At 67.7% G+C, this 22,499-nt stretch carries 19 protein-coding genes and 1 pseudogene; 10 read left to right on the forward strand and 10 right to left on the reverse strand.

Features of this window, described 5'->3' with window-relative positions; translation table 11 throughout:
- The first annotated feature begins 30 nt into the window (after positions 1-30).
- Entirely contained in the window at positions 31-1,008 is a 978-nt protein-coding gene (locus QF040_RS26305) for a GlxA family transcriptional regulator (protein WP_429613451.1), read from the forward strand.
- 20 nt (positions 1,009-1,028) lie between these two features.
- Here the strand turns inward: QF040_RS26305 and QF040_RS26310 are convergent, their stop codons facing one another.
- Genes QF040_RS26310 through QF040_RS26335 form a run of 6 tightly spaced genes read right to left on the reverse strand, consistent with a single transcriptional unit; the run spans position 1,029 to position 7,966 of the window.
- Positions 1,029-1,427 (reverse strand): RidA family protein, encoded by a 399-nt coding sequence (locus QF040_RS26310; RefSeq protein ID WP_125950506.1) that lies wholly within the window; start codon positions 1,425-1,427, stop codon positions 1,029-1,031.
- Complete coding sequence (locus QF040_RS26315; protein ID WP_429613452.1) at positions 1,424-3,046, reverse strand: AMP-binding protein; 1,623 nt, start codon at positions 3,044-3,046, stop codon at positions 1,424-1,426. The genes QF040_RS26310 and QF040_RS26315 overlap by 4 nt, the downstream gene beginning before the upstream one ends.
- A gap of 5 nt (positions 3,047-3,051) precedes the next feature.
- Complete coding sequence (locus tag QF040_RS26320) at positions 3,052-4,245, reverse strand: acyl-CoA dehydrogenase family protein (RefSeq protein WP_429613453.1); 1,194 nt, start codon at positions 4,243-4,245, stop codon at positions 3,052-3,054.
- Positions 4,246-4,249: 4 nt separating this feature from the next.
- On the reverse strand, positions 4,250-5,104 hold the full coding sequence (locus QF040_RS26325) for an enoyl-CoA hydratase family protein (RefSeq protein WP_429613454.1): 855 nt from the start codon (positions 5,102-5,104) through the stop codon (positions 4,250-4,252).
- A complete protein-coding gene (locus QF040_RS26330) occupies positions 5,101-5,580 on the reverse strand; it encodes a MarR family winged helix-turn-helix transcriptional regulator (RefSeq protein WP_013544096.1) in 480 nt (159 codons plus the stop codon). Before QF040_RS26330 ends, QF040_RS26325 begins: the two co-directional genes overlap by 4 nt.
- Before the next feature lies 1 nt (position 5,581).
- Positions 5,582-7,966, reverse strand: a complete 2,385-nt coding sequence (locus QF040_RS26335; RefSeq protein ID WP_429613455.1) for a bifunctional salicylyl-CoA 5-hydroxylase/oxidoreductase — start codon at positions 7,964-7,966, stop codon at positions 5,582-5,584.
- Positions 7,967-8,093: 127 nt separating this feature from the next.
- Between QF040_RS26335 and QF040_RS26340 the strand changes: the two genes are divergently transcribed.
- A complete protein-coding gene (locus tag QF040_RS26340) occupies positions 8,094-9,368 on the forward strand; it encodes a class I SAM-dependent methyltransferase (RefSeq protein ID WP_429613456.1) in 1,275 nt (424 codons plus the stop codon).
- A 12-nt stretch (positions 9,369-9,380) separates the two neighbouring features.
- Entirely contained in the window at positions 9,381-9,704 is a 324-nt protein-coding gene (locus tag QF040_RS26345; RefSeq protein WP_013544093.1) for a DUF1840 domain-containing protein, read from the forward strand.
- Positions 9,705-9,716: 12 nt separating this feature from the next.
- On the opposite strand, the gene QF040_RS26350 is transcribed toward QF040_RS26345, so the two are convergent.
- Positions 9,717-10,736, reverse strand: coding sequence for a Bug family tripartite tricarboxylate transporter substrate binding protein (locus QF040_RS26350; RefSeq protein ID WP_429613457.1), 1,020 nt, complete (start codon positions 10,734-10,736; stop codon positions 9,717-9,719).
- Positions 10,737-10,800: 64 nt separating this feature from the next.
- Positions 10,801-11,727, reverse strand: coding sequence for a LysR family transcriptional regulator (locus QF040_RS26355; RefSeq protein ID WP_306882088.1), 927 nt, complete (start codon positions 11,725-11,727; stop codon positions 10,801-10,803).
- A gap of 123 nt (positions 11,728-11,850) precedes the next feature.
- On the opposite strand from QF040_RS26355, the gene QF040_RS26360 reads away from it, so the two are divergent.
- Positions 11,851-12,621 (forward strand): SDR family oxidoreductase, encoded by a 771-nt coding sequence (locus QF040_RS26360; protein WP_307602932.1) that lies wholly within the window; start codon positions 11,851-11,853, stop codon positions 12,619-12,621.
- A 16-nt stretch (positions 12,622-12,637) separates the two neighbouring features.
- Here QF040_RS26360 and QF040_RS26365 read toward each other — a convergent pair whose 3' ends face one another.
- Complete coding sequence (locus tag QF040_RS26365) at positions 12,638-13,606, reverse strand: alpha-ketoacid dehydrogenase subunit beta (RefSeq protein WP_429613458.1); 969 nt, start codon at positions 13,604-13,606, stop codon at positions 12,638-12,640.
- Positions 13,597-14,619: a thiamine pyrophosphate-dependent dehydrogenase E1 component subunit alpha gene (locus QF040_RS26370; RefSeq protein WP_429613459.1), complete on the reverse strand. Its 1,023-nt coding sequence runs from the start codon at positions 14,617-14,619 to the stop codon at positions 13,597-13,599. Before QF040_RS26370 ends, QF040_RS26365 begins: the two co-directional genes overlap by 10 nt.
- Positions 14,620-14,752: 133 nt before the next feature.
- On the opposite strand from QF040_RS26370, the gene QF040_RS26375 reads away from it, so the two are divergent.
- From QF040_RS26375 to QF040_RS26400, 6 genes and pseudogenes are all read left to right on the forward strand, one after another.
- Entirely contained in the window at positions 14,753-15,376 is a 624-nt protein-coding gene (locus QF040_RS26375) for a CHAP domain-containing protein (protein WP_429613460.1), read from the forward strand.
- A gap of 113 nt (positions 15,377-15,489) precedes the next feature.
- Positions 15,490-16,512, forward strand: coding sequence for a D-xylose ABC transporter substrate-binding protein (gene xylF, locus QF040_RS26380; protein WP_306882083.1), 1,023 nt, complete (start codon positions 15,490-15,492; stop codon positions 16,510-16,512).
- A 113-nt stretch (positions 16,513-16,625) separates the two neighbouring features.
- Entirely contained in the window at positions 16,626-17,816 is a 1,191-nt protein-coding gene (locus QF040_RS26385; RefSeq protein ID WP_013544085.1) for a sugar ABC transporter permease, read from the forward strand.
- A gap of 144 nt (positions 17,817-17,960) precedes the next feature.
- A complete protein-coding gene (locus QF040_RS26390; RefSeq protein WP_429613461.1) occupies positions 17,961-18,767 on the forward strand; it encodes an ATP-binding cassette domain-containing protein in 807 nt (268 codons plus the stop codon).
- Between the two features lie 16 nt (positions 18,768-18,783).
- Positions 18,784-19,941, forward strand: a complete 1,158-nt coding sequence (locus QF040_RS26395; RefSeq protein ID WP_429613462.1) for an ROK family transcriptional regulator — start codon at positions 18,784-18,786, stop codon at positions 19,939-19,941.
- Positions 19,942-20,011: 70 nt separating this feature from the next.
- Positions 20,012-22,490: pseudogene (locus tag QF040_RS26400) on the forward strand (glucose/quinate/shikimate family membrane-bound PQQ-dependent dehydrogenase).
- Positions 22,491-22,499 lie beyond the last annotated feature (9 nt).

The following is a 22,499-nucleotide window of genomic DNA, read 5'->3' on the forward strand; positions in this document are numbered from 1 at the left end:
GCGGCGTCGAAAGAGACACAGAAAACAACCATGCGCACCACGAAGACCATCGCGATCCTCGCCATGCCCGGCGTCCAGTTGCTGGATGTCTCCGGCCCGCTCGATGTGTTCGCCGAGGCGAACGTTCAGGCGCGCGCCGAGGCCTACCGGCTGCGCGTCATCGCGAGCCAGCCGGGCGCGATCCGCAGTTCATCGGGTGTGCGGCTCATGCCTGACGCCGTCATCGGCGAAGACATGGGGGACGAGCCGATCCACACGCTCCTGGTGGCCGGCACGCCGCATGCCGCGACAGCGGCGACCAATCTCGATGTCACTGCATGGCTGCGCAAGCTCACGCCCAAGGCGCGCCGTTTCGGCTCGGTCTGCAGCGGTGCTTTCGCGCTGGCGCAGGCGGGATTGCTCAACGGCAGGCGGGTCACGACGCACTGGGCGGTGGCCGACCAGCTCGCCCAGGCCTTCCCCGCGGTGCAAGTCGATGCCGATGCCATCCACGTGCGCGACGGCCGCCTGCGCACTGCTGCCGGCGTGACCGCGGGCCTCGACCTGTCGCTCGCACTCGTCGAAGAAGACCTGGGCCGTGAAATCGCCATGAAGGTCGCCGCCCAGCTCGTGATGTTCTTCAAGCGCCCGGGCGGCCAGATGCAGTTCAGCCGCAAGGGCGAAGCCGCGCCAACCGGCCGATCAGCCTTGCAGGAAGTGCAGCGCTGGATCGCGGCGAACCCCGCGGAAGACCACAGCGTCGCCCACCTGGCCGGACGCATGAGCCTGAGCCCTCGCCACTTCGCGCGGCTGTTCACGCAAGAGGTCGGGGCGACGCCCGCGGCCTGGGTCGAAGGCATTCGCGTTTCCGCCGCGCGCCGCCTGCTCGAGGCCGGAGACGCCGCACCGAAGCAGGTGGCGGCCCAATGCGGATTTGCCGATGCGGACACGTTGCGGCGCGCGTTCCAGCGCCAGGTCGGCATCACGCCGGCGGAGTACCGCAAGCGCTATGCGCACGCCGTCGGCTGACGGCATGGCGAAGAAAGCGATCAGTCCGGAATGACCGCCGTGACCTCGATCTCGACCTTCGCGCGGTGCTCGACCAGCGCCGCCACCTGCACGCAGGTCATCGCGGGAAAGTTGCGTCCCATCGCATCGCGATAGACCGGGCCCAGCTCGGCCAACCGGCGGCTGTATTCGTCGCGGTCCGTCACGTACCAGGTCATGCGCACCATGTGCTCCGGACCCGCGCCGCCCGCGCGCAGCACCTCGGCGATGTTGCGCAGCGCCAGGCCGCACTGGTCGATGAAGTCGTCCGACTCGAACTGCTGCTGCGCATTCCAGCCGATCTGGCCGCCGATGAACAGCATGGTGCCGCGCGCGGCGACACCGTTCGCATAGCCTTTGGGAGGCAACCAGCCCTCGGGCTGCAGGAGTTTGTTGATCATGGTGTGCTGTTGAGTTGTCTCAGTTTGAATCGCTGGAGCTTGCCGGTCTCGGTGCGCGGAAGCACCGTCACGAACTCGATTTCCCGCGGGTATTTGAAAGGCGCGATGGTGGCCTTCACATGGTCCTGCAGCGCCTTCACGAGGGCCGCATCCCCTTCGTTGCCGGGCTTGAGCACGCAGAAGGCTTTCACGATCATCCCGCGGTCGGCATCGGGCTTGCCGATCACGCCGCACTCGGCCACCGCGGGGTGCTTGAGCAGCGCGTCCTCGACTTCCGGACCGCCGACGTTGTAGCCGGCCGTGATGATCATGTCGTCGGCGCGCGCCTGATAGAAGAAGTAGCCGTCGTCGTCCTGCACGAACGAATCGCCGGGGTAGTTCCAGCCGTTCTTCACGTAGTCGGCCTGGCGCGGATCGTCCAGATAGCGGCAGCCGACCGGCCCTTGCAGCGCGAGCTTGCCAACCGTGCCGTGCGGCACTTCGTTGCCCTTGTCGTCCACCACCTTCGCGGTGAAGCCGGGCACCGCCTTGCCGACCGCGCCCTTGCGCACGTCGTCGCCCGCGGCGGAGATGTAGATGTGGAACACCTCGGTGCCGCCGATGCCGTCGAGCATCTCGATGCCGGTGGCTTCCTTCCAGAGCTGGCGCGTCGCATCGGGCAGCGCTTCGCCCGCGCTCACGCTGATGCGCAGGCCCGGCATGCCGTGCTGCTTCACGAACGGCGCCATCTGGCGGTAGAACGTGGGCGCCGTGTAGCAAATGGTCGCGCCGATCTCGTTGATGAGCTTCACCAACCCTTCGGGCGTGAACGGCGCATCTGCGAAATACACCGAGGCGCCAGCCCACATCGGGAAGACGAGCAAGCCGCCAAGCCCGAAGGTGAAGGCCAGTGGCGGCGAACCCACCACGATGTCGTCGCTGCGCGCCTTCAGTACATGGCGTGGCCAGGTCTCGCACATCGCGAGCACATCGCGGTGCGTGGTGACAGGGGCCTTTGGCTTGCCTGTAGTGCCCGATGTGAACGCGAGCAATGCGATGTCGTCGGCTGCCGTGGGGCATGCAACGAACACGCCGCTCTTGCCGGCGGCGCGCGCGGAGAGCGAGTCCGCAGCGTCGGGCTTGTTGAATGCGATCACCGTCGCAAGCACCGGATGCTCTTTCTGCGCAATCGCCAATTCGTCGAGCAGCCGGCCGTCGCACAGCGCGGCCACAGGACGCGCCTTCTCGATGATCTCGCCGAGTTCCTTCGCGCGCAGCAACGGCATCGTCGCCACCGCGATCAAGCCGGCCTTCACCACCGCGAGCCACGCGAGCGCCATCGCCACCGAGTTGCCGCCGCGCAGCAGCACGCGGTTGCCGGGCACGAGCCCGAGGTCTTCGGTCAGCACCTGCGCGATGCGATTGACTTCGACCGCGGCCTGTTTGTACGTGAGCGTGCCGGCCGGCGAGCGCAGCATCGGCTTGTCGCCGAAGCCCTTCGCATCCGCCTTGTCCAGCAACTCCTCCACGAGGTTCAGCTGGTCGGGCAGCTGCAGCTCGGGCAGGTCATAGCGAAAGACCGGCAACTGCTCGGCGGGCGGCAGGCGGTCGTGAACGAAGCGGTCGACTTGGGCAGACACGGTATTTATCCCCGCAGAACGGATTTGCCAATGATCAGTTGTTGAACTTCCGTCGCGCCTTCGTAGATGCGCAGCGAGCGGATGTCGCGGTAGAGGCTTTCAATCTTCGTGCCAACCTTCACGCCGAGGCCGCCGTGCATCTGCAGTGCCATGTCGATCACGCGGCTCGCGTTTTCGGTGGCGCACATCTTGGCCATCGCTGCCGCGGCCGACACATCGCCGACTGCCGCTGCGCCGCGTTGCTCGGCGTCGTCGCGCATCCATGCGGCGCGGTAGGTGAGCAATGCGGCGCTGTCGATCAGCGCGGCCATCTCGCCGAGCTTGGCCTGCGTGAGCTGGAAGTCGGCGAGCGTCTGTCCGAACATGCGGCGGCCCTTCGCATGCGCGATGGCTTCGGCGAGTGCGCGGCGGCCCATGCCGAGCGCCGCGGCCGCAACCGATGCACGGAAGATGTCGAGCGTGCGCATCGCGAGCTTGAAGCCACCGTTGAGTTCGCCGAGCTGCGCGGTGCGCGGCACGACGCAGTTCTCGAAGCGCAGAGTGGCGAGCGGGTGCGGCGCCATCACGTCGATGTGCTCGGAAGTGTCGAGGCCGGGCGTGGTCGCATCGACGATGAACACCGTGATGCCGCGCGTGCCGCCGGTCGGATCGGTCTTCGCGAACACGCAATAGAAGTCGGCGATGCCGCCGTTGCTGATCCAGGTCTTCTGGCCGTTCAGCAGCCAGCCGTCGGTCGTCGGCTCGGCGCGCATGGCCATCGCGGCCACGTCCGAGCCCGCATCGGGTTCGCTCAGCGCAAACGCCGCGATCTTGTCGCCATTGCCAACGGCGGTGAGGTATTGCGATTGCTGCTCGGGCGTACCCGCGAGCGTGATCGCACCGCTGCCCAGCCCCTGCATCGCAAAGGCGAAGTCGGCCAGCGGCGAGTGATAGCCGAGCGTCTCGCGCAGCAGCACCAGCGCGCGCGAATCGAGCCGCTCCAGCGCACCGCCCGCGCTGCCGGGCACGGCATAGCGCAGCCAGCCGCCGTCGCCGAGACGACGCACCCATTCGCGGCAGGCCGCGCGGTCGTCGTGCTCGTCGATCTCTTGTGCTGCACACCAGGGCAACAGGTCGCGTGCAAGCGCGCGATGCGCCTCATCGAAGAACGGCAGCGCAAGGTGCGCGGTCGAAGGCGGTGCGGGGATCTTCGTCATCATGGCTTCAGTCCCCACCGAACACGGGCTTGCGCTTGGCGGCGAAGGCTTCGTAGGCGCGCTTGAAGTCTTCGGTCTGCATGCAGATCGCCTGCGCCTGCGCTTCGGCCTCGATCGCCTGGTCGATGGTCATCGACCATTCCTGCGCGAGCATCGTCTTGGTCATGCCGTGCGCGAAGCTCGGGCCTTCGGCCAGTTCGCGCGCCATCTTGGTGGCGGCTTCGAGCAGTGCATCGCTTTCGTGCAGCGCATTGAAGAAGCCCCAGGCGTGGCCTTCCTGCGCCGTCATTGCGCGGCCGGTGAAGAGCAGTTCCGATGCGCGGCCCTGGCCGATCACGCGCGGCAGCAGTGCGCATGCGCCCATGTCCGCGCCGGCCAGGCCCACGCGGGTGAAGAGGAACGCGGTGCGCGTGGCGGGCGAGCCGTAGCGCAGGTCGCAGGCCAGCGCGATCATCGCGCCGGCGCCGGCGCACACGCCGTCGATGGCACCCACGATCGGCTGCGGGCACGCGCGGATCGCCTTCACCAGGTCGCCGGTCATGCGCGTGAACTCCAGCAGCTCGGGCATGCGCATGCCGGTGAGCGGACCGATGATCTCGTGCACGTCGCCGCCCGAGCAGAAGTTGCCGCCCGCGCCCGTGACGACGATGGCCTTCACGTCGGTCGCGTAGTTCAACGCGCGGAACAGGTCGCGCAGCTCGGCGTACGAGTCGAAGGTGAGCGGGTTCTTGCGCTCGGGGCGGTTCAGCGTGACGGTGCCGACGCCGGCGTCATAGCTCCATGCGAAGTGCTCGGCCTTGTAGGCTGCCTTCGCTTCGAATTGCGCGCGCATGGGATTGCCTGCGCCGATGTAGTGCTTCATTCGGTCTCCGCCATCGATTGGTTGTGTGAGTGCTGCTTGACCTTGCCGAGCAGCTTGTGCAGTTGCGTGATCTCTTTGCCGCTGAGGCCCGCGAAGGCCCCGACGATCCAGTCTTCGTGCTGTTGCGCCATGTCGTTGAAGAGCTTGCGACCGCGCGCCGTGAGGCGTACGCGCCAGGCGCGCCGGTCGCCTTCGACGTTGATGCGCTCGACCAGTCCCTCGGTCACGAGCTGGTCGGTGATGCCGGTGACGTTGCCGCCCGTCACCATCATCCGGCGCGAGAGCTCGTTCATCTTGAGGCCCTCGGGCGAGCGCTCGAGTTGCGACATCAGGTCGAAGCGCGGCAGCGTGGTCGCGAACTGGGAGCGCAATTCGTTGCGCACCTGCTTCTCGATGAGCTGGGTGCAGGTGAGCAACCGCAGCCAGAGCCGCAAGGCTTCGGGGTGTTCGCTGTGCGCGCGCGCTTCGAGGTCCATGTCAGTGCGTCTCCTCGGTGTTCTGCGTCGCCACCGCAGCGTTCGCGGCCGCGGCCAGTTGCTGCTGCTTCGCGATCTCGCGGTACATCTGGTCGCGGCCGCTCAGGTACTGCTTGGGCCAATCGACATCACGGCTCTGCAGCTTGGCCGCTTCGTGCAGCGTCCAGGCCGGGTCCGCCAGATGCGGACGAGCGATGGCGCACAGGTCGGCGCGACCGGCGGCAATGATGCTGTTGGCCTGGTCCGCATCGGTGATCGCACCTACCGCGATGGTCGCGATGCCGACCTCGTTGCGGATGCGGTCGGAGAACGGCGTCTGGTACATGCGGCCATAGACCGGCTTGGCGGCGCGCGTGGTCTGGCCCGACGACACGTCGATGAAATCGGCGCCGGCCTCCTTGAAGAGACGCGCGACGACGACCGCATCGGCATCGGTGTTGCCGCCGGGCGCCCAGTCATGCGCGGAGATGCGCACGCTCATCGGCTTGTCTTCCGGCCACACGGCGCGCATCGCGCGGAACACTTCGAGTGGATAGCGGCAGCGCGCTTCGATGCCGCCGCCGTATTCGTCGGTGCGCTGGTTGGTGAGCGGGCTGATGAAGGCTGACAGCAGGTAGCCGTGCGCGCAATGCAGCTCGAGCCAGTCGAAGCCGCATTCGACGGCGCGGCGGGTCGAATCGACGAACTGGTCGCGCAGCGTGTCCATTTCGGCGCGCGTGATGGCGGCGGGCAACTGGTTCTGCTCGCCATAGGGCAGCGCGCTGGCGCCGAGCACCGGCCAGTTGCCGTCTTCGAGCGGCTCGTCGGTGCCTTCCCAGCCGACGCGCGTCGAGCCCTTGGGGCCGCTGTGGCCGAGCTGCATCGCGATCTTCGCGCTCGACTGGCTGTGCACGAAATCGACGATGCGCTTGAAGGCGGCTTGTTGCGTGTCGTTGTAGAGACCGGTGCAGGCCGGCGTGATGCGGCCCTCGGGCGTCGGGCTCGTCATTTCGACGAACACCATCGCGGCGCCGCCGAGTGCGCGCGCGCCCAGGTGCACCAGCAGGAAGTCTTGCGGCACGCCATCGACCGCGCTGTAGGTGGCCATCGGCGAAACCAGGATGCGGTTCTTCAGCGTGAGCCCGCGCACCTTGTAGGGCATGAGCATCGGCGCCATCGCCTTGCCGCCCGCGAGCCATTGCTCGTAGCCGCCGAGCCATTGCGTGTCGCGCACGCGCAGGTTCTCGTGGCTGATGCGCTGGGAGCGGGTGAGCAGCGAGTAGGCGAACTGCTCGATCTGCATGCCGGTGTAGCGCGGCACATTCTCGAACCATTCGGTCGAGTTGCGCGCGGCGTTCTGGATCTTCAGCACCTCGACGCTGCGGCGTGCCTCATAGCCTTCGAGCACATGGTCGACAGTGCCGCCCTGTTCGAATTCGTTCGCGAGGTCGATGGCATCTTCGAGCGCGAGCTTGGTGCCCGAGCCGATCGAGAAGTGCGCCGTGTGCGCCGCGTCGCCCATCAGCACCACGGGCACCGAGCGGCCTTCGACGTCGATGCGGTGCGTCCAGCGTTCGCACACCACGCGCGGAAAACGGATCCAGTTGGCCGAGCCGCGCAGGTGCGTGGCGTTGCTGATGAGCGAGTGGCCACCGAGGTACTTGGCGAACAGCTTTTCGCAGAAGGCGACGGCCTCGGGCTGTTCCATCTGGTCGAGGCCGTGGGCCTTCCACACCGCTTCGGGCGTCTCGACGATGAAGGTGGAGGTCTTGTCGTCGAACTGGTAGGCATGCGCCTGGAACCAGCCGTGCTCGGTTTGCTCGAAGGCGAAGGTGAAGGCGTCGAAGGTCTGGTGCGTGCCGAGCCACACGAAGCGGCAGTTGCGCAGATCCACATCGGGCTTGAACACATCGGCGTAGCGCTGGCGGATGCGGCTGTTGAGGCCGTCGCTTGCGATGACCAGGTCGGCCTTGTACTGCGCGGCGATGGCTTGGTCGTCGGTGGCGTCGGTCTCGAACACGAGGTCCACACCCAATGCGAGGCAGCGCTCCTGCAGGATATTGAGCAGTCGCTTGCGCCCGATGCCGCAGAAGCCGTGGCCGCCCGAGCGCACCTGGCGGCCCTTGAAGAAGACCTGGATGTCGTCCCAGTGATGGAATTCGTTGCCGATCAGCGCCGCGGTCTCGGCATCGGCCGCCTTGAGGTTGCCCAGCGTCTGATCGCTCAGTACCACGCCCCAGCCGAAGGTGTCGAAGGGCCGGTTGCGCTCCACCACCGTGATCTGCAATGCGGGGTTGCGCGCCTTCATCAACAGCGCGAAATACAAGCCCGCCGGACCGCCGCCGATGCACAGGATGCGCTGGAGGTCCGAGGCGGGAGCGGATTGAAGCGGGCTGAGGCTGTTCATGATTGAATAGTTTAGGCATAAACGATTTGCTGTCAATCCGGGTTTGATAACGCCCCCCGCGATGGCCCTGCGGCGGGACCGCGCGGCAGGGATGCAAACACTTGCAAAAATCAATACCATCGGCCCCATGCAACACTTGATACCCAAGATCGAGTCGCAGCTGGCTTCGCTGCCTGTCCCCATCGCGCTGGAGCTGCCGGATGGCCGGCGCGTAGCCCAGGCGGGGGCCCGCGTCACGCTGGCCTTCAAGGAGTGGACGGTGCTGGCCAAGCTGGCCGCCCGGCAGGTGGGGGCCATCGGCGAGGCGTACGTCGAGGGCAAGGTGCAGATCGAAGGCGCCATGCGCGACCTGATCGACGCCACCGTCGGCATGCTCCCCGGCAACCCGGCCGAAACCGACACCGGCTGGTGGAGCCGCCTGCAGCACCGGGCCAAGTCGCACGGCTCGCATTCGCTGCGCAAGGATGCGGCGCAGATCGAGTTCCACTACGACGTCTCCGATGACTTCTACGCGCTCTGGCTCGATGCGCGCCGGGTCTATTCATGCGCCTACTTCCGCACGCCCGAGCTCACGTTGGCCGAGGCGCAGGAAGCCAAGCTCGACCACATCTGCAAGAAGCTCATGCTGCAGCCGGGCGAGCGCTATCTCGACATCGGCTCCGGCTGGGGCGCGCTCCTCCTGTGGGCGGCCGAGCACTACGGCGTCGATGCGACCGGCATCACGCTGTCGAAGAACCAGCATGCTTACGTGCAGCGCCTCATCGAAGAGAAGGGTCTACAGGGCCGCGTGCGTGTCGAGCTGCGCGACTACCGCGAGCTCTCGGCCGATCAGCCCTTCGACAAGATCTCCTCGGTCGGCATGTTCGAGCATGTGGGTGCGGCCAACATGCCGACCTACTTCCGCAAGATCCATGCGCTCCTGAAGCCCGGCGGCCTGGTCATGAACCACGGCATCACCTCGGGCGAGCTCAACTACCGGCAGCTCGGCGCGGGCATGGGCGATTTCATCGAGAAGTACATCTTCCCCGGCGGCGAGCTGCTGCACGTGACGCACGTGCTGCGCGAGACCGCGGCCGCAGGCTTGGAGATGGTCGACACCGAGAGCCTGCGCCCGCACTATGCGCGCACGCTCTGGGCCTGGTCCGATGCGCTCGAGGCGCAGCTCGATGCGGCGCGCGAGGTGCTGCAGCGCAGCGGCGGCCGCCAGGCCGAGAACGCCGAGCGCGTGCTGCGCGCCTACCGCCTGTACCTTGCGGGCTCGGCCATGAGTTTCGAGCAGGGATGGATCTCCTTGCATCAGATGTTGTCGACAAAGCCTGACGGCGATGTAGGGCGCGCAGGCGTCTTGCGCGGCGCGCAATCGGTGTACCCTTTTGCCCGTGACTACATCTACAACAAGTGAGTGAACACAACCATGCTCTATCGTTTCAAGTCCCGGGCCGCTCCTGATTTCGTGATGCTCGAAGTCCATGCGCGCCAGCTGCTCGACATCGTCGGCAAGTCCCCGGCGCCGCAAGGCATCATCACGGTCGAGCAGATTCCTGCGGCCATCGCCGCGCTCGAGGCCGCACTGGCGCGCGAGGGCAGCAACAGCCACAACAACGACGACTACGCCGTCGAAGGCCACACCAGCGAGGCCGAGAAGCAGCATGTCGGACTGCACCAGCGTGCAGCCCCCCTGCTTCACATGCTCAAGGACTCGCAGGCCGACAACAAGGACGTGACCTGGAGCACCTGAAGCAGGTCGTCGTCAGTCCACCTTCGCGCCGGAGTCCTTGACGACTTTCGCCCACTTCACGTGCTCGCTCGCAATGAGCTTCGTGAAGTCGGCCGGCGAATTGCCGCTCGGGATCGCACCCTGCGCGAGCATCTTTTCCTTGATGGCGGGCGTGCCGAGCGATTTGGCCACTTCCTGCTGAATCCGGTTCACGATCTCGGGCGAGGTGCCGGCCGGCGCCAGGAGGCCGAACCATGAACTCGCCTCGAATCCCTTGAGCGTCGGGCCGCCCGCTTCTTCCACCGTCGGAAGATCCGGCAGCGCCGGCGAGCGCTGCGCGCTGGTCACCGCCAGCGCGGTGAGCTTGCCGCCCTTGATCTGCGCCATCGACGAGGGCAGGTTGTCGAACATCACGTCGGCGTTGCCGCCCACCATGTCCAGCAACGCCGGGCCCGAGCCCTTGTACGGGATGTGCGCCATGAACGTGCCCGTCATGCTCTTGAAGAGTTCGCCCGCCAGGTGGATCGAGGTGCCGCTGCCGCTCGATGCCATGTTCAGCTTGCCGGGGTTGGCCTTGGCGTACTTGATGAAGTCCTGCACGTTGTGGATGTTCAGCGCCTTGGCCTTGTCGGCGTTCATTTCCATCACGTTCGGCACGGCCGCCACCAGCGTGATCGGCGCGAAGTCCTTGATCGGATCGAAGGGCAGCTTGGGGTAGAGCGCCCGGTTGATGCCGTGCGTACCCACCGTGCCCATCAGCAGCGTGTAGCCGTCGTTCGGCGCGCGCGCCACGAGCTCGGCGCCCACATTGCCGCCCGCGCCCGCGCGGTTGTCCACGATGAACTGCTGGCCGAAGGCCTTGGAGAGCTCGGGCGCGACCGCGCGCGCCAGGATGTCGGTGGTGCCGCCGGCCGCGAAGGGCACGACGATGCGCACCGGCTTGGTCGGCCAGGTGCCCTGGGCCCATGCGGCGGGCGCCATCAATGCAATGGCAGCAGCGGCGGCCGACGCCGTCAGCGCGGCCCGGCGATTCGTTTTGAAAGATAAGTTCATGCGCGCCTTTTTACAGGCGAACCGGCCCCGCCGCCGCGAGTGAAAACCCCGGGAACCGACCCGTTCAGGCCACCTGCATCCGCTCGGCGAAGCGCTCGCGGCGAAAGCGCTCCAGCACGAAGTCGACGAACACGCGCGTCTTGGGCGGCAACAGCTTCTTGCTCGGGTAGTAGAGCCACACCACGCCCGCGTCGAAGTGCCATTCGGGCAGCAGCCGCACCAGCTCGCCGCTGCGAAGGCCCCGCTCGACGAAAGGCATCGGCAGCATCGCCACGCCCAGTCCCAGCAGCGCGGCGTGGGCAATGGCCTCGGGGTCGTTGAAGATCGCGCGCGGCCGCGGCAACTCCACCGTGGCCTGCTGGCCGCCCGCGTGCTGCAGCGTCCAGCTGCGCAGTCGGCCGGTGGGCGAGGAGCGCCGCAGCAGCGCGTCGAAGCCCGCCAGGTCGGCGGGCTGCGCTGGTAGCGCGCGTCCGGCCATGTAGGCCGGCGAAGCCACGGCGACCACGTGGATGCGCGACAGCTCGCGCGCCACAACGCCGGGCGACAGATCGATGCCGCCGCCGATGGCCGCATCGAAGCCCTCGCCGACCAGGTCCACCTGCTGGTTGTCGAAGTGCCAGTCGGGAAGGATCGACGGATAGCGCGCGAGAAAGTCGCCCATCATCGGCAGCACGTGCTCGCGCCCGAAGGCCTGGCCCATGCTCACTTTCAGCGTGCCGGCGGGCTGGCCGTCGTCCTTGGCCAGGCCCGCCACCGCCTCCTGCAGCGTGGCGAGCGGTCCGCCGATCTGCGCCAGGAAGCGCTCCCCGCCCTCGGTCAGCGTGAGCCGGCGCGTGCTGCGCTGGAAGAGGCGCACGCCCAGCCGCGCTTCGAGCCGCGCGACGTTCTTGCTGACCGCCGCCGGCGTGAGCCCGAGGCGCCGCGCGGCGGCCGAGAAGCTGCCGCTCTCGGCGCTTTGCACGAAGGATTCGAGGTGATTGAGCGGTTCCATGCGTTCATTTTCGACCTCATCTTCAACTTTGGGTTGAATTTGATTGCGCCGATTGATGGCTACCGGAGAAGGAGTGGAATCCCGACACTGAAGTCATTCCTCCACTCAATGAACGGAAAAATCATGGCTTCCACCACTTCTTCTTCCTCCTCTTCTTCTGTCCTGGCCGGCAAGGTCGCCTTCGTCACCGGCGGTTCGCGCGGCATCGGCGCGGCCATCGTGCGCCGCCTCGTGCGCGACGGCGCCGCCGTGGCCTTCAGCTACGCGAGTTCCGCCGCACCGGCCGACGAACTGGTGCGCAGCATCCAGTCCGAAGGCGGCCGCGCGCTCGCGCTCAAGATCGACAGCGCCGACGCCGCGGCCCTCACCGCCGGCATCGACGAAGCGGCCCGCACGCTCGGCAAGATCGACATCCTGGTGAACAACGCCGGCGTGTTCCTCGGCGGCGCGCTGGACGACTTCTCGCTCGAAGACTTCGACAAGACGCTCGACGTCAACGTGCGCGCCGTGTTCGTCGCAGCGAAGGCAGCCTCGCGCCACATGGGCGAGGGCGGCCGCATCATCAACATCGGCAGCACCAACGCCGAGCGCATGCCTTGGCCCGGCGGCGCGGCCTATGCGATGAGCAAGTCGGCGTTGAAGGGCCTGGTGCAAGGGCTTTCACGCGACCTCGGCCCGCGCGGCATCACCGTCAACAACGTGCAGCCCGGCCCGGTCAACACCGACATGAACCCGGTCGACGGCCCCAACGCCGCCGCGATGCACGGCCTGATGGCGCTGCCTCGCCACGGCCACCCCGATGAAATCGCGAGCATGGTGGCGTACCTCGCCAGCCCCGAAGCGGCCTTCGTGACCGGTGCGAGCCTGAACGTCGACGGCGGCTTCGCAGCCTGACGCCGGACGCGCAGACTCAGTCCAGCAGCTTCTTCGCGGCGGCCGCGATGGCCTCCGCGCCGATGCGCGACTGCGCCTCCAGCACCGGCGCATAGCCGACCGGAATGCGCGGCGCGCCGAGCCGCGCGATGCGGCAGCCCGTGGCCTCCGCGGCGCTGGCCGCGATCTCCGCGCCGAAGCCCGCGGCCTGCACGGCTTCGTGCACGACCAGCAACCGCCCGGTGCGCGCGCACGACGAAAGCACCGTCTCGCGATCCCACGGCCACAACGTGCGCAGGTCGATCAGGTCCACCGCGATGCCTTCGGCCGCGAGTGCATCGCAGGCTGCGGCACAAGCCTGCATCTGCCGGCTCCAGCTCACGAGCGTGAGCGCATCGCCCTCGCGCACGCGCGCCGCCTTGCCGAGCGGCACGGCGATGTCTTCGTCCACTTCGCCGCGCAACCCCCACAGCGTCTTGTGTTCGATGTAGACCACCGGGTCGCCGCACTGCAGCGCGGCGCGCAGCAAGCCGTAGTTGTCCTGCGGCGTCGACGGGCTCACCACCACCACGCCCGGCAGGTGCGCGAACCAGGCCTCGAGCGATTGCGAATGCTGCGCGGCCGACGCGTCCCAGATGCCGCCCGGCATGCGCGCCACCAGCGGCACGCGGCCCTGGCCGCCGAACATGAAGCGGTTCTTGGCGGCCTGGTTCACCAGCTCGTCCATGCCGCAGAGCGCGAAATCGACCACGCGCATCTCGACCACAGGGCGCAGCCCCGCGAGCGCCATGCCCACGCCGGCGCCCATGATCGCGGCCTCGCTGATCGGCGTGTCGATCACGCGTTCGGCGCCGAAGGTTTGCTGCAGTCCCTTGTACTGGCCGAAGATGCCGCCGCGGCCCACGTCCTCGCCGAGCACGACCACGCGCGCATCGGCTTCCATCTCGCGCTGCACGGCGAGCACGGCGGCTTCGGAGTAACTCAGTTCCTTCTTCTTCAATGCCATTGGCCTGCTCCGATGGTCTGCACGTCGGTGAATGCGGCGCTGGCATCGGGCCAGGGTGCTGCATCGGCGATGGCCAGCGCGGTGTCGACTTCGTCGCGCGCCGCGTTCTCGATGGCATCGAGCGTGGCCGCGCTCACGCCGGCCGAGAGCAGGTGACCGCGCGTACGGGCGATCGGATCGGTTTCGAGCGCCGCGGCCAGTTCTGCCGGATCGCGATAAGCCGCGAGATCGACCGACACGTGGCCCTTCACGCGATACGTCAGCGCATGCAGCAGGCGCGGGCCGGCGCCACTGCGCACTTCCTTCACGAGCCGCGCGGCGGCTTCGTGCACCGCGAACACGTCGTTGCCATCGACCTGCGTGGCCGCGATGTCCATCGACATGGCGCGCGCCGAGGCGCCGTCGCCCGCCGTCATCGGTCCGCTCGCGGTGGTGGCGCTCCAGCGGTTGTCTTCGCAGACGAAGAGCACCGGCAGCTCATAAACGCGCGCCCAGTTCAGCGCTTCCAGAAAGGGACCGCGGTTGATGGCGCCATCGCCGAAGAAGCAGACCGTGATGTCGTCGCTTTTCTTCAGCAGCTTCTGCGCATGCGCCGCACCTACCGCGATCGGCAAGCCCGCCGCCACCACGCCGTTGGCGCCCAGCATGCCGACCGAGAAATCCGCGATGTGCATCGAGCCGCCCTTGCCGCCGTTGAAACCCGTGGCCTTGCCGAAGAGCTCGCACATCATCCGCGTGAGGTCCGCGCCCTTGGCCAGCGTGTGGCCGTGGCCGCGGTGCGTGGAGGTGAGGTAGTCGTTGGTGCGCAGGTGCGCGCACACGCCCGCGGGCACGGCCTCCTGTCCGGTCGACAGGTGCAGCGGGCCGCGCACCTTGGCGGCGGCGCCGGCCTGCTGGCCGTAGGCGCTCACGCCGCCCTGGCTTGCTGTTTCGGCGGCGTTCTCGAATGCGCGGATGCGCACCATCGTGCGATACAGCGCCTCGCCGGCGCCGGGGGAAATGCTCGGGTCCATCGGTGTCTCGTCTCCAGTCTTTTTGTGCCCGCGATCATGCCCGAGGACAGGCGGCGAGGCATTCGCGGGGGTGACCTTCGGCACTGGCCGCGCCGGTGCGGCGCCCCTATCGTCGGGCGTTAACCTCCAGCCCATGATTCGTCTGCGAACCCTTCTTCTTTGCCTCGCCGGCGCCGCCGTGCTGGCCGCCGCCGGCTACCGCGTCGTGACCTACACGAATCTCAACCCCGGCCAGGAGGTGGGCGCGGTGGTCGACGAGTTCAACGGCGTGAAGGTCTACTACAACGGCGGCGTCAACAACTCCGAGGGCCGCGCACTCTCGCGCGACGGCTACAACCTGGGCATCAAGTACCAATGCGTGGAGTTCGTGAAGCGCTACTACTTCGAGCGCTTCAACCACCGCATGCCGGACGCCTTCGGCAACGCCAAGGACTTCTTCGACGCCAACACGGCGCAGGGCGCGCTGAACCCGAAGCGGGCGCTCGTGCAGTACCGCAATGCCGGACCCGAGAAGCCGCAGGTCGACGACCTCATCGTGTTCCCGCCCACGCTCTTCAATCCGTACGGCCACGTCGCCATCGTTGCCGCGGTCAGCGAGCGCGAGGTCGAGATCGTCCAGCAGAACCCCGGCCCGTTTTCCGGCAGCCGAGCCCGCTTTGCCTTGGAGGCCGTCGACGGCCGCTGGACGGTGGCGGGCAGCGCACTGGGCTGGCTCCGGGTGGCCGCAGCCCTTTCACCGACGCCCGTTCCGCTCTGATTCGTTGCGTTCAGGCGCTCGGGGAATTCCCCGATGCCAATCTTCCGGCAGCGATGGGATAGTTAGTTCGCCTTTCAAACTAACTAATTTCTTACACGGCAGGAGAGACACCGATGCAACTCAAACAAACTTTGGCCGCCATGGCCTTCGGCCTCACCGCCGTGAGCGCACTGGCCCAGACCGTGGTCGGCGTGAGCTGGTCCAACTTCCAGGAAGAGCGCTGGAAGACCGACGAGGCCGCCATCAAGGCGCAACTCGAAAAGCTCGGCGCCAAGTACATCAGCGCCGACGCGGGCGGCTCGCCCGAGAAGCAACTGGGCGACATCGAGGGCCTGATGTCCAAGGGCGCCAAGGCGCTCATCGTGCTGGCGATGGACAAGGACGCGATCCTGCCCGCCATCACCAAGGCCACGCGCCAGAAGGTGCCCGTGGTCGCGTACGACCGCCTCATCGAAGCGCCCGGCGTCTTCTACATCACCTTCGACAACGTCGAGGTCGGCCGCATGGAAGCGCGCGAGGTGCTCAAGGTCAAGCCCAAGGGCAACTACGTGATCATCAAGGGCTCGCCGAGCGACCCGAACGCCGATTTCCTCCGCGCAGGACAGCAGGAAGTGCTCGATGCCTCCATCAAGAAGGGCGACATCAAGATCGTCGGCGACGAATACACCGAAGGCTGGAAGCCCGAGGTCGCGCAGAAGAACATGGAGCAGATCCTCACCAAGAACGCCAACAAGGTCGATGCGGTGGTGGCTGCCAACGACGGCACCGCCGGCGGCGCGGTCGCGGCGCTCACGGCCAAGGGCCTGCGCGGCGTGCCGGTGTCGGGCCAGGACGCGGACTTCGCGGCGCTCAACCGCATCGCGCTGGGCACGCAGACCGCCACCATCTTCAAGGACTCGCGCGAGCTCGGCCGCGAAGCCGCCTCCGCGGCCATCGCGCTGTCGCAGGGCAAGCCGGTCGAGAAGGCCGCGCAGTGGAACTCGGGCCCGAAGAAGGTCGCGCTCTCGTCCCGCCTGCTCACGCCGGTGCCCGTCACGCGCGACAACCTCGATGTCGTCGTGAAGGCCGGCTGGATCAAGAAGGACGAGCTCTGCAAGGGCGTCCCCGCCGCCAGCGCACCCGCGGCCTGCAAGTAAGCAAGCCAAGCCAGCCAGTCGTCAGTCAATCCGCGCGATGCATGCGTCAGGCCGGGCCCGCAAGGCCCGGCCGGGACGCGGTCGCGCATCCGCTTTGAGGGGGTACCCAGAAAATGAGCAATGAAACTCCTGGATGGTGGCGCCGCACGGGCGTCGACCTGCGCCTGATCCTGATGTGCGTGCTGCTGGTCGTCATGGCGGTGGCCTTCAGCGTCATGTCGGGCGGCGTGTTTCTCTCGCCCGAGAATCTCTACAACGTCGCGCAGCAGACCGCCGTGGTGGGCATCGTCTCCACCGTGATGGTGCTGATCATCGTGGCGCGCCACATCGACCTGTCGGTCGGTTCGGTGATGGGTTTCGTGGGCGTGCTCATCGCGTACCTGCAATACACCTCGGGTTGGTCGTGGCCCACGGCCTGCCTCGCGGGCCTGGCGGTGGCGCTCCTGGTGTCGATCTATCAAGGCTGGCTCACCGCGGTGCTCGGCGTGCCCTCGTTCGTGGTCACGCTCGGCGGGCTCATGTCGTTCCGCGGCGCGGCCTTTCTCGTGGCCGACGGCAAGACGCAGCCGGTCAACGACGAGTTCTTCCAGCGCCTGGGCGGCGGCTACGACGGCGGCATCGGCACCACGGCGAGCTGGGTGATCGCGGCGCTGGTGGCGCTCGTGCTCTTCGGCCGCATGGTGCAGAAGCGCCGCGCACGCCAGCGCTACGACATGCCCACCGAGCCGCTGTGGCTCGACGTGCTCATCACGGCCGTGCCGGTGGCGGTGGTCTTCGGCTTCGCCGCGGTCATGAACAACTACCAGATCTCGTCGAAGTCGGAGCCGCAGGGCATTCCGATTCCGGTGCTGATCTGGGCGGTGGTGGCCATCGTGCTGTCGTTCATCGTGCACCGCACGCGCTTCGGCCGCTACGTGTTCGCGATGGGCGGCAATCCCGATGCGGCGGCGCTGGTCGGCATTCCGGTCAAGCGCGTCACGCTGATGCTGTTCGCGCTGCTGGCGGTGCTGGTCACCATCGCGGCCATCGTGTCGATCGCGCGGCTCAACGCCGGCACCAATTCATTGGGCACCGGCATGGAGCTCTACGTGATCGCGGCAGCCGTCATCGGCGGCACGGCGCTCGCGGGCGGCAGCGGCTCGATCTTCGGCTCGGTGCTGGGCGCGCTCATCATGCAGTCGCTCGACAGCGGCATGCTGCTGCTCGATGTGCCGATCGGCAAGCGCATGGTCATCATCGGCCAGGTGCTGATCGTGGCGGTCGTGTTCGACGTGCTCTACCGCCGCAAGTTCGGGGAGAACTGAAGTGAAGCCCACCCCCGTTTCTTGCTCACTTCGTGTAGCCGCATCCCCCCTCAAGGGGGCGCACCCTGCGGCCCGGCAAAGCCGGTTCCGCGGGAGCTCCCGAACAGGCCTCGCTGCGCAGGCCAACCGTAGGAAAGAGTCGCAATGAGCACCCCCCCGGACACGACGAAACCCCTCGTCGAACTGCGCGAGATCCGCAAGGCCTTCGGCGGCGTGAAGGCCGTGGACGGCGTGAGCGTGAACCTCTACCCCGGCGAAGTGGTCGCGCTGCTCGGCCACAACGGCGCGGGCAAATCGACGCTCATGAAGATGCTCGCGGGCGCCTACCCCATCGACTCGGGCGACACGCTGATCGCGGGCGAGAAGGTCAACATCCGCACGCCCGCCGAAGCGCAGGCGCAAGGCATCGAGACCATCTACCAGACGCTCGCGCTCGCCGACAACCTCGACTCGGTGTCCAACCTCTTTCTCGGCCGCGAGAAGATGACGCGCTGGAACACGCTGGACGACCACTTCATGGAAGTGCAGGCGCGCAAAGTGTTCCATCGCCTGAACAAGAACTTCACCAACATCCGCGTGCCGGTACGCCGCCTCTCGGGCGGCCAGCGGCAGGTGGTGGCGATCTCGCGCGCGCTGTATTTCAATGCACGCATCCTCATCATGGACGAGCCCTGCGCCGCGCTCGGCCCCGAAGAAACCGCGATGGTCGGCGGCCTCGTGAAGCAGCTCAAGGCCGATGGCGTGGGCATCTTCCTCATCACGCACGACATGCCCGACGTGTTCTCTCTGAGCGATCGCCTCGCGGTGATGAAGAACGGCAAGCTCGTGGGCACCTACCGCACCCAGGACGTCACCGAAGACGAGGTGCTCGGCATGATCATCGCGGGCAAGCGGCCCGAAGGCAGGGAGCAGGCCCACCACGCCGCGACCGCCGCCGCGGCAACTGTCTGACGACGCACCGCGCGACATGAAGACCATCGGCGACCAGCAGTTGCTCAAGCGCATGAACCGCAGCGTGCTGCTGCGGCTGCTGCGTGCGCAGCCGGGGTTGTCGCGTGCGCGCCTGGCCATCGAGAGCGGCCTCACGAAATCCACCGTGAGCCTCTTGGTGCGCGAACTGCTCGACGAAGGCTGGCTCAAGGAGTCCGATGCGGCCGTGAACGACGGGCTCGGCCGGCCCTCGACGCCGCTGCAGATCAACGTCGGCGTGCGCGCATTGATGGGCGTGGAAATCGCGGTCGAGACCGTGCGGCTCGTGTGCGTCTCGCTGCAGGGCGAGGTGCTGTACTCCAACACCCACGCGCTGACAGACGGCTCGCCCGCCGGCGTGTGCGCGCAGGTCGCGCGCATGGCCTCGGCCGCACACAAGCAACTCGACGCGCTGGGCCTCAGCCTCTCGAGCATCGGCGTGTGCGTGCCGGGCGCGGTGGACGACTGCACCGGCGTCGTGCGCTTCGCACCCAACCTCGGCTGGCGCAACGTGAGCCTGTTGCCCGCGCTCGAAAAATCGCTCGCCGCCGCGGGCCTGCCGGGTGTCACGGTGCAACTGCAGAACGATGCCGATGCGGCCGTGCTCGGCGAATACGAATTCGCCGCGGGCGAGGGCGAAGACCCGCTGATCTTCGTGAGCTGCGACGTGGGCGTGGGCGCGGGCGTGGTGCTGAACGACCGCCTCTTCACCGGCGCGCAGGGCATGGCCGGCGAGATCGGCCACACGATCCTCGAACTCGACGGGCCGCTGTGCTCGTGCGGACGGCGCGGCTGCGCCGAAGCCTTCTTCGGTTCGCGCACGCTGGAGCGCGAGGGCGTGGACATGCAGCGCGCCGCGGCCTTCTTCGGCGTGCTGCTGCAGAACCTGTGGGTGACTTTCAATCCACGCGCCATCGTGCTGGGCGGCAAGTCGTGCGCGGCGCATCGCGGCTTCGTGCTGGCCGCGTTCGAGGCCGTGAAGCGCCATGCCGATGGCGCGGGCATGCCGGCTCCCGGGCTGCGCATCGCGCGCTATGAAGAGCTCGCGCCCGCGGTCGGCGCCGCGGCGCTGGCGTTGCACGAATACTTAAGGCCGCTGCAACCCGATGCGAGAACGCGTCGCGCGCGCGCCGAGCGCGTTCTAGCCACCGCCTGAGCCTTCGGCCTACGCGCGCCGCGCGATCGATGCTCTACCGTTTGAGGATTCCGCCTCCAGGAGTCCCAGCATGACGCGTTCCTCCGCCCAGTTCACCCAGCCCGCCGAGTCCTCGTCGCCCTCCACATTGCTTGTCGTTGTCGCCGTGGTCCTCGGTCTCGCGGGCCTCGCGCTCGTGGTCGCGGGCGCATGGCTCATCGCGCTCGGCGGCTCGTGGTACTACCTCGTGGCGGGGCTCGGGCTCATCGCCTCCGCTTTGCTGCTCAAACGTGGCGGCGGCATCGGGTTGCTGTTCTATGCGGCGGTGGTGTTGCTCACGCTGGTGTGGGCGTTGTGGGAAGTGGGCTTCGACTGGTGGCCGCTGGCCGCGCGCGGCGATGTGTTCTTCGTGATCGGCCTGTTTCTGCTTTCGCCATGGGTGGCGCGTGCGCTCGCGCGGCGCGATGCAACCGGCATCGGCCGCACGCGCGCCGTGCTCGGCGTGGTGCTCGCGGCGTTCCTGCTGGCGGCGGTGTTCTCGTGGACGCGCGAGCCCGGCCGCATCGAAGGCATCGCGCCGTTGCCCGATGCATCGAATGCATCGAGCAGTGCAACTGCTGCCGCCGCGCTCGCCAGCCCGCCTCCGCCGAAGGACGACTGGACCGCCTACGGCGGCACCGGCTTCGGCCAGCGTTATTCGGCGCTCGACCAGATCACCCCGGCCAACGTCGGGCAGCTCGAAGAGGCCTGGCACTTCCGCACCGGCGACGTGCGCGGCCAGCCCGGCGATCCGGAAGAGACGACCTTCGAAGTCACGCCGCTCAAGATCGGCGAGCGGCTCTTTCTCTGCACGCCGCACCAGGCTGTGATCGCGCTCAACGCCACCACGGGCGAGCAGATCTGGCGCTACACGCCCGACATTCAGAAATCGCTCGCGCTGCAGCACCTGACCTGCCGCGGCCTCTCGTACTACGCCGGCAGCACGGCGCAGGGCGTCACACCGACGCCGTCGCCATCGCCGACGCCTTCAGCACCGGCAGGCGAGTGCGACGCCAAGCTCTTCATGCCCACCGCCGATGGCCGCGTGATCGCGCTCAGCCCCGAAAGCGGCAAGCCCTGCATGGCCTTCGGCGGCGGCAGCGGCCAGATCGATCTCTGGAAGAACATGCCCAACGTCAAGGTGGGCTCCTACTACTCGACCTCGCCCGTCGTCGTGACGCGCTCGCTCATCGTGGTGGGCGGCACCGTGCTCGACAACGTCTCGACCAAGGAAACCTCGGGCGTGATCCGCGCCTTCGACGTGAACACCGGCGCGCTCGTGTGGAACTGGGATTCGGGCAACCCCGACGAGACAGCGCCCATCGCGGCCGACCGCACCTACACCGTCAACTCGCCCAACAGCTGGTCCATCTCCAGCGTGGACGAGGCGCTGGGGCTGGTCTACGTGCCCACGGGCAACCAGCCGCCGGACCAGTGGGGCGGCAAGCGCACCGAGGGCGCGGAGCGTTATTCGTCGTCGGTGGTGGCGCTCGATCTGGCGACCGGCCGCGTGCGCTGGAGCTTCCAGACGGTGCATCACGACCTCTGGGACTACGACGTGCCTTCGCAACCCAGCCTCATCGATCTGCGCGTGGGCAGCGAGACCATTCCCGCGCTCGTGCAGCCGACCAAGCAGGGCGAGCTCTTCGTGCTCGACCGGCGCAACGGCCGGCCCATCGTGCCGGTGAACGAGCGGCTCGCGCCGCAGGGCGCCGCCACCGGCGACCGCACCGCGCCGACGCAGCCGGTGTCGGGGCTCTCGTTCGATCCGCCCGCGCTGAAGCCGTCCGACATGTGGGGCGGCACGATCTTCGACCAGCTCGCCTGCCGCATCGCTTTCCCACCGGCTGCGCTACGAGGGCCGCTTCACGCCGCCGTCGACACAGGGTTCGCTCATTTACCCGGGCAACTTCGGCGTCTTCAACTGGGGGAGCATCGCGGTCGATCCGCAGCGGCAGATCGCCTTCACCACGCCGGCGTCGCTGGCCTTCGTGTCGCAACTGGTGCCGCGCGCGGACGACACCACGCTGTACGTGCAGGGCAAGAGCCGGCCGAACGACAGCCTGCCCGCGCTCAACGAGAACTTCGGCGCGCCGTTCGCGATCAAGCTCAGCGCGTTCACCTCGGTGCTGGGGTTGCCGTGCCAGGCGCCGCCGTGGGGGCATGTGGCGGGGGCGGACCTGCGCAGCGGCAAGGTCATCTGGATGCACAAGAACGGCACGGTGCGCGACAGCTCGCCTCTGCCGCTGCCCTTTGCGATGGGGGTGCCGAACCTGGGCGGGCCGGTGATGACTGCGGGGGGCGTGGCTTTCCTCTCGGGCACGCTCGACCAGTACGTACGCGGGTACGACGTCGGCAACGGCAAGGAGCTGTGGCGCAGCCGGCTGCCCGCGGGTGGGCAGGCGACGCCGATGACCTACCGCGGGAGCGACGGGCGGCAATTCGTGCTGGTGGCGGCCGGCGGACATGGCTCGCTCGGCACGCGCACCGGGGACCATGTGATCGCCTATGCGCTGCCCAAGTCCAAGTGACGGGCGCGG

It is taken from the genome of Variovorax sp. W2I14 (genome assembly GCF_050435205.1).
Taxonomy (GTDB): Bacteria; Pseudomonadota; Gammaproteobacteria; order Burkholderiales; family Burkholderiaceae_C; genus Variovorax; species Variovorax paradoxus_C.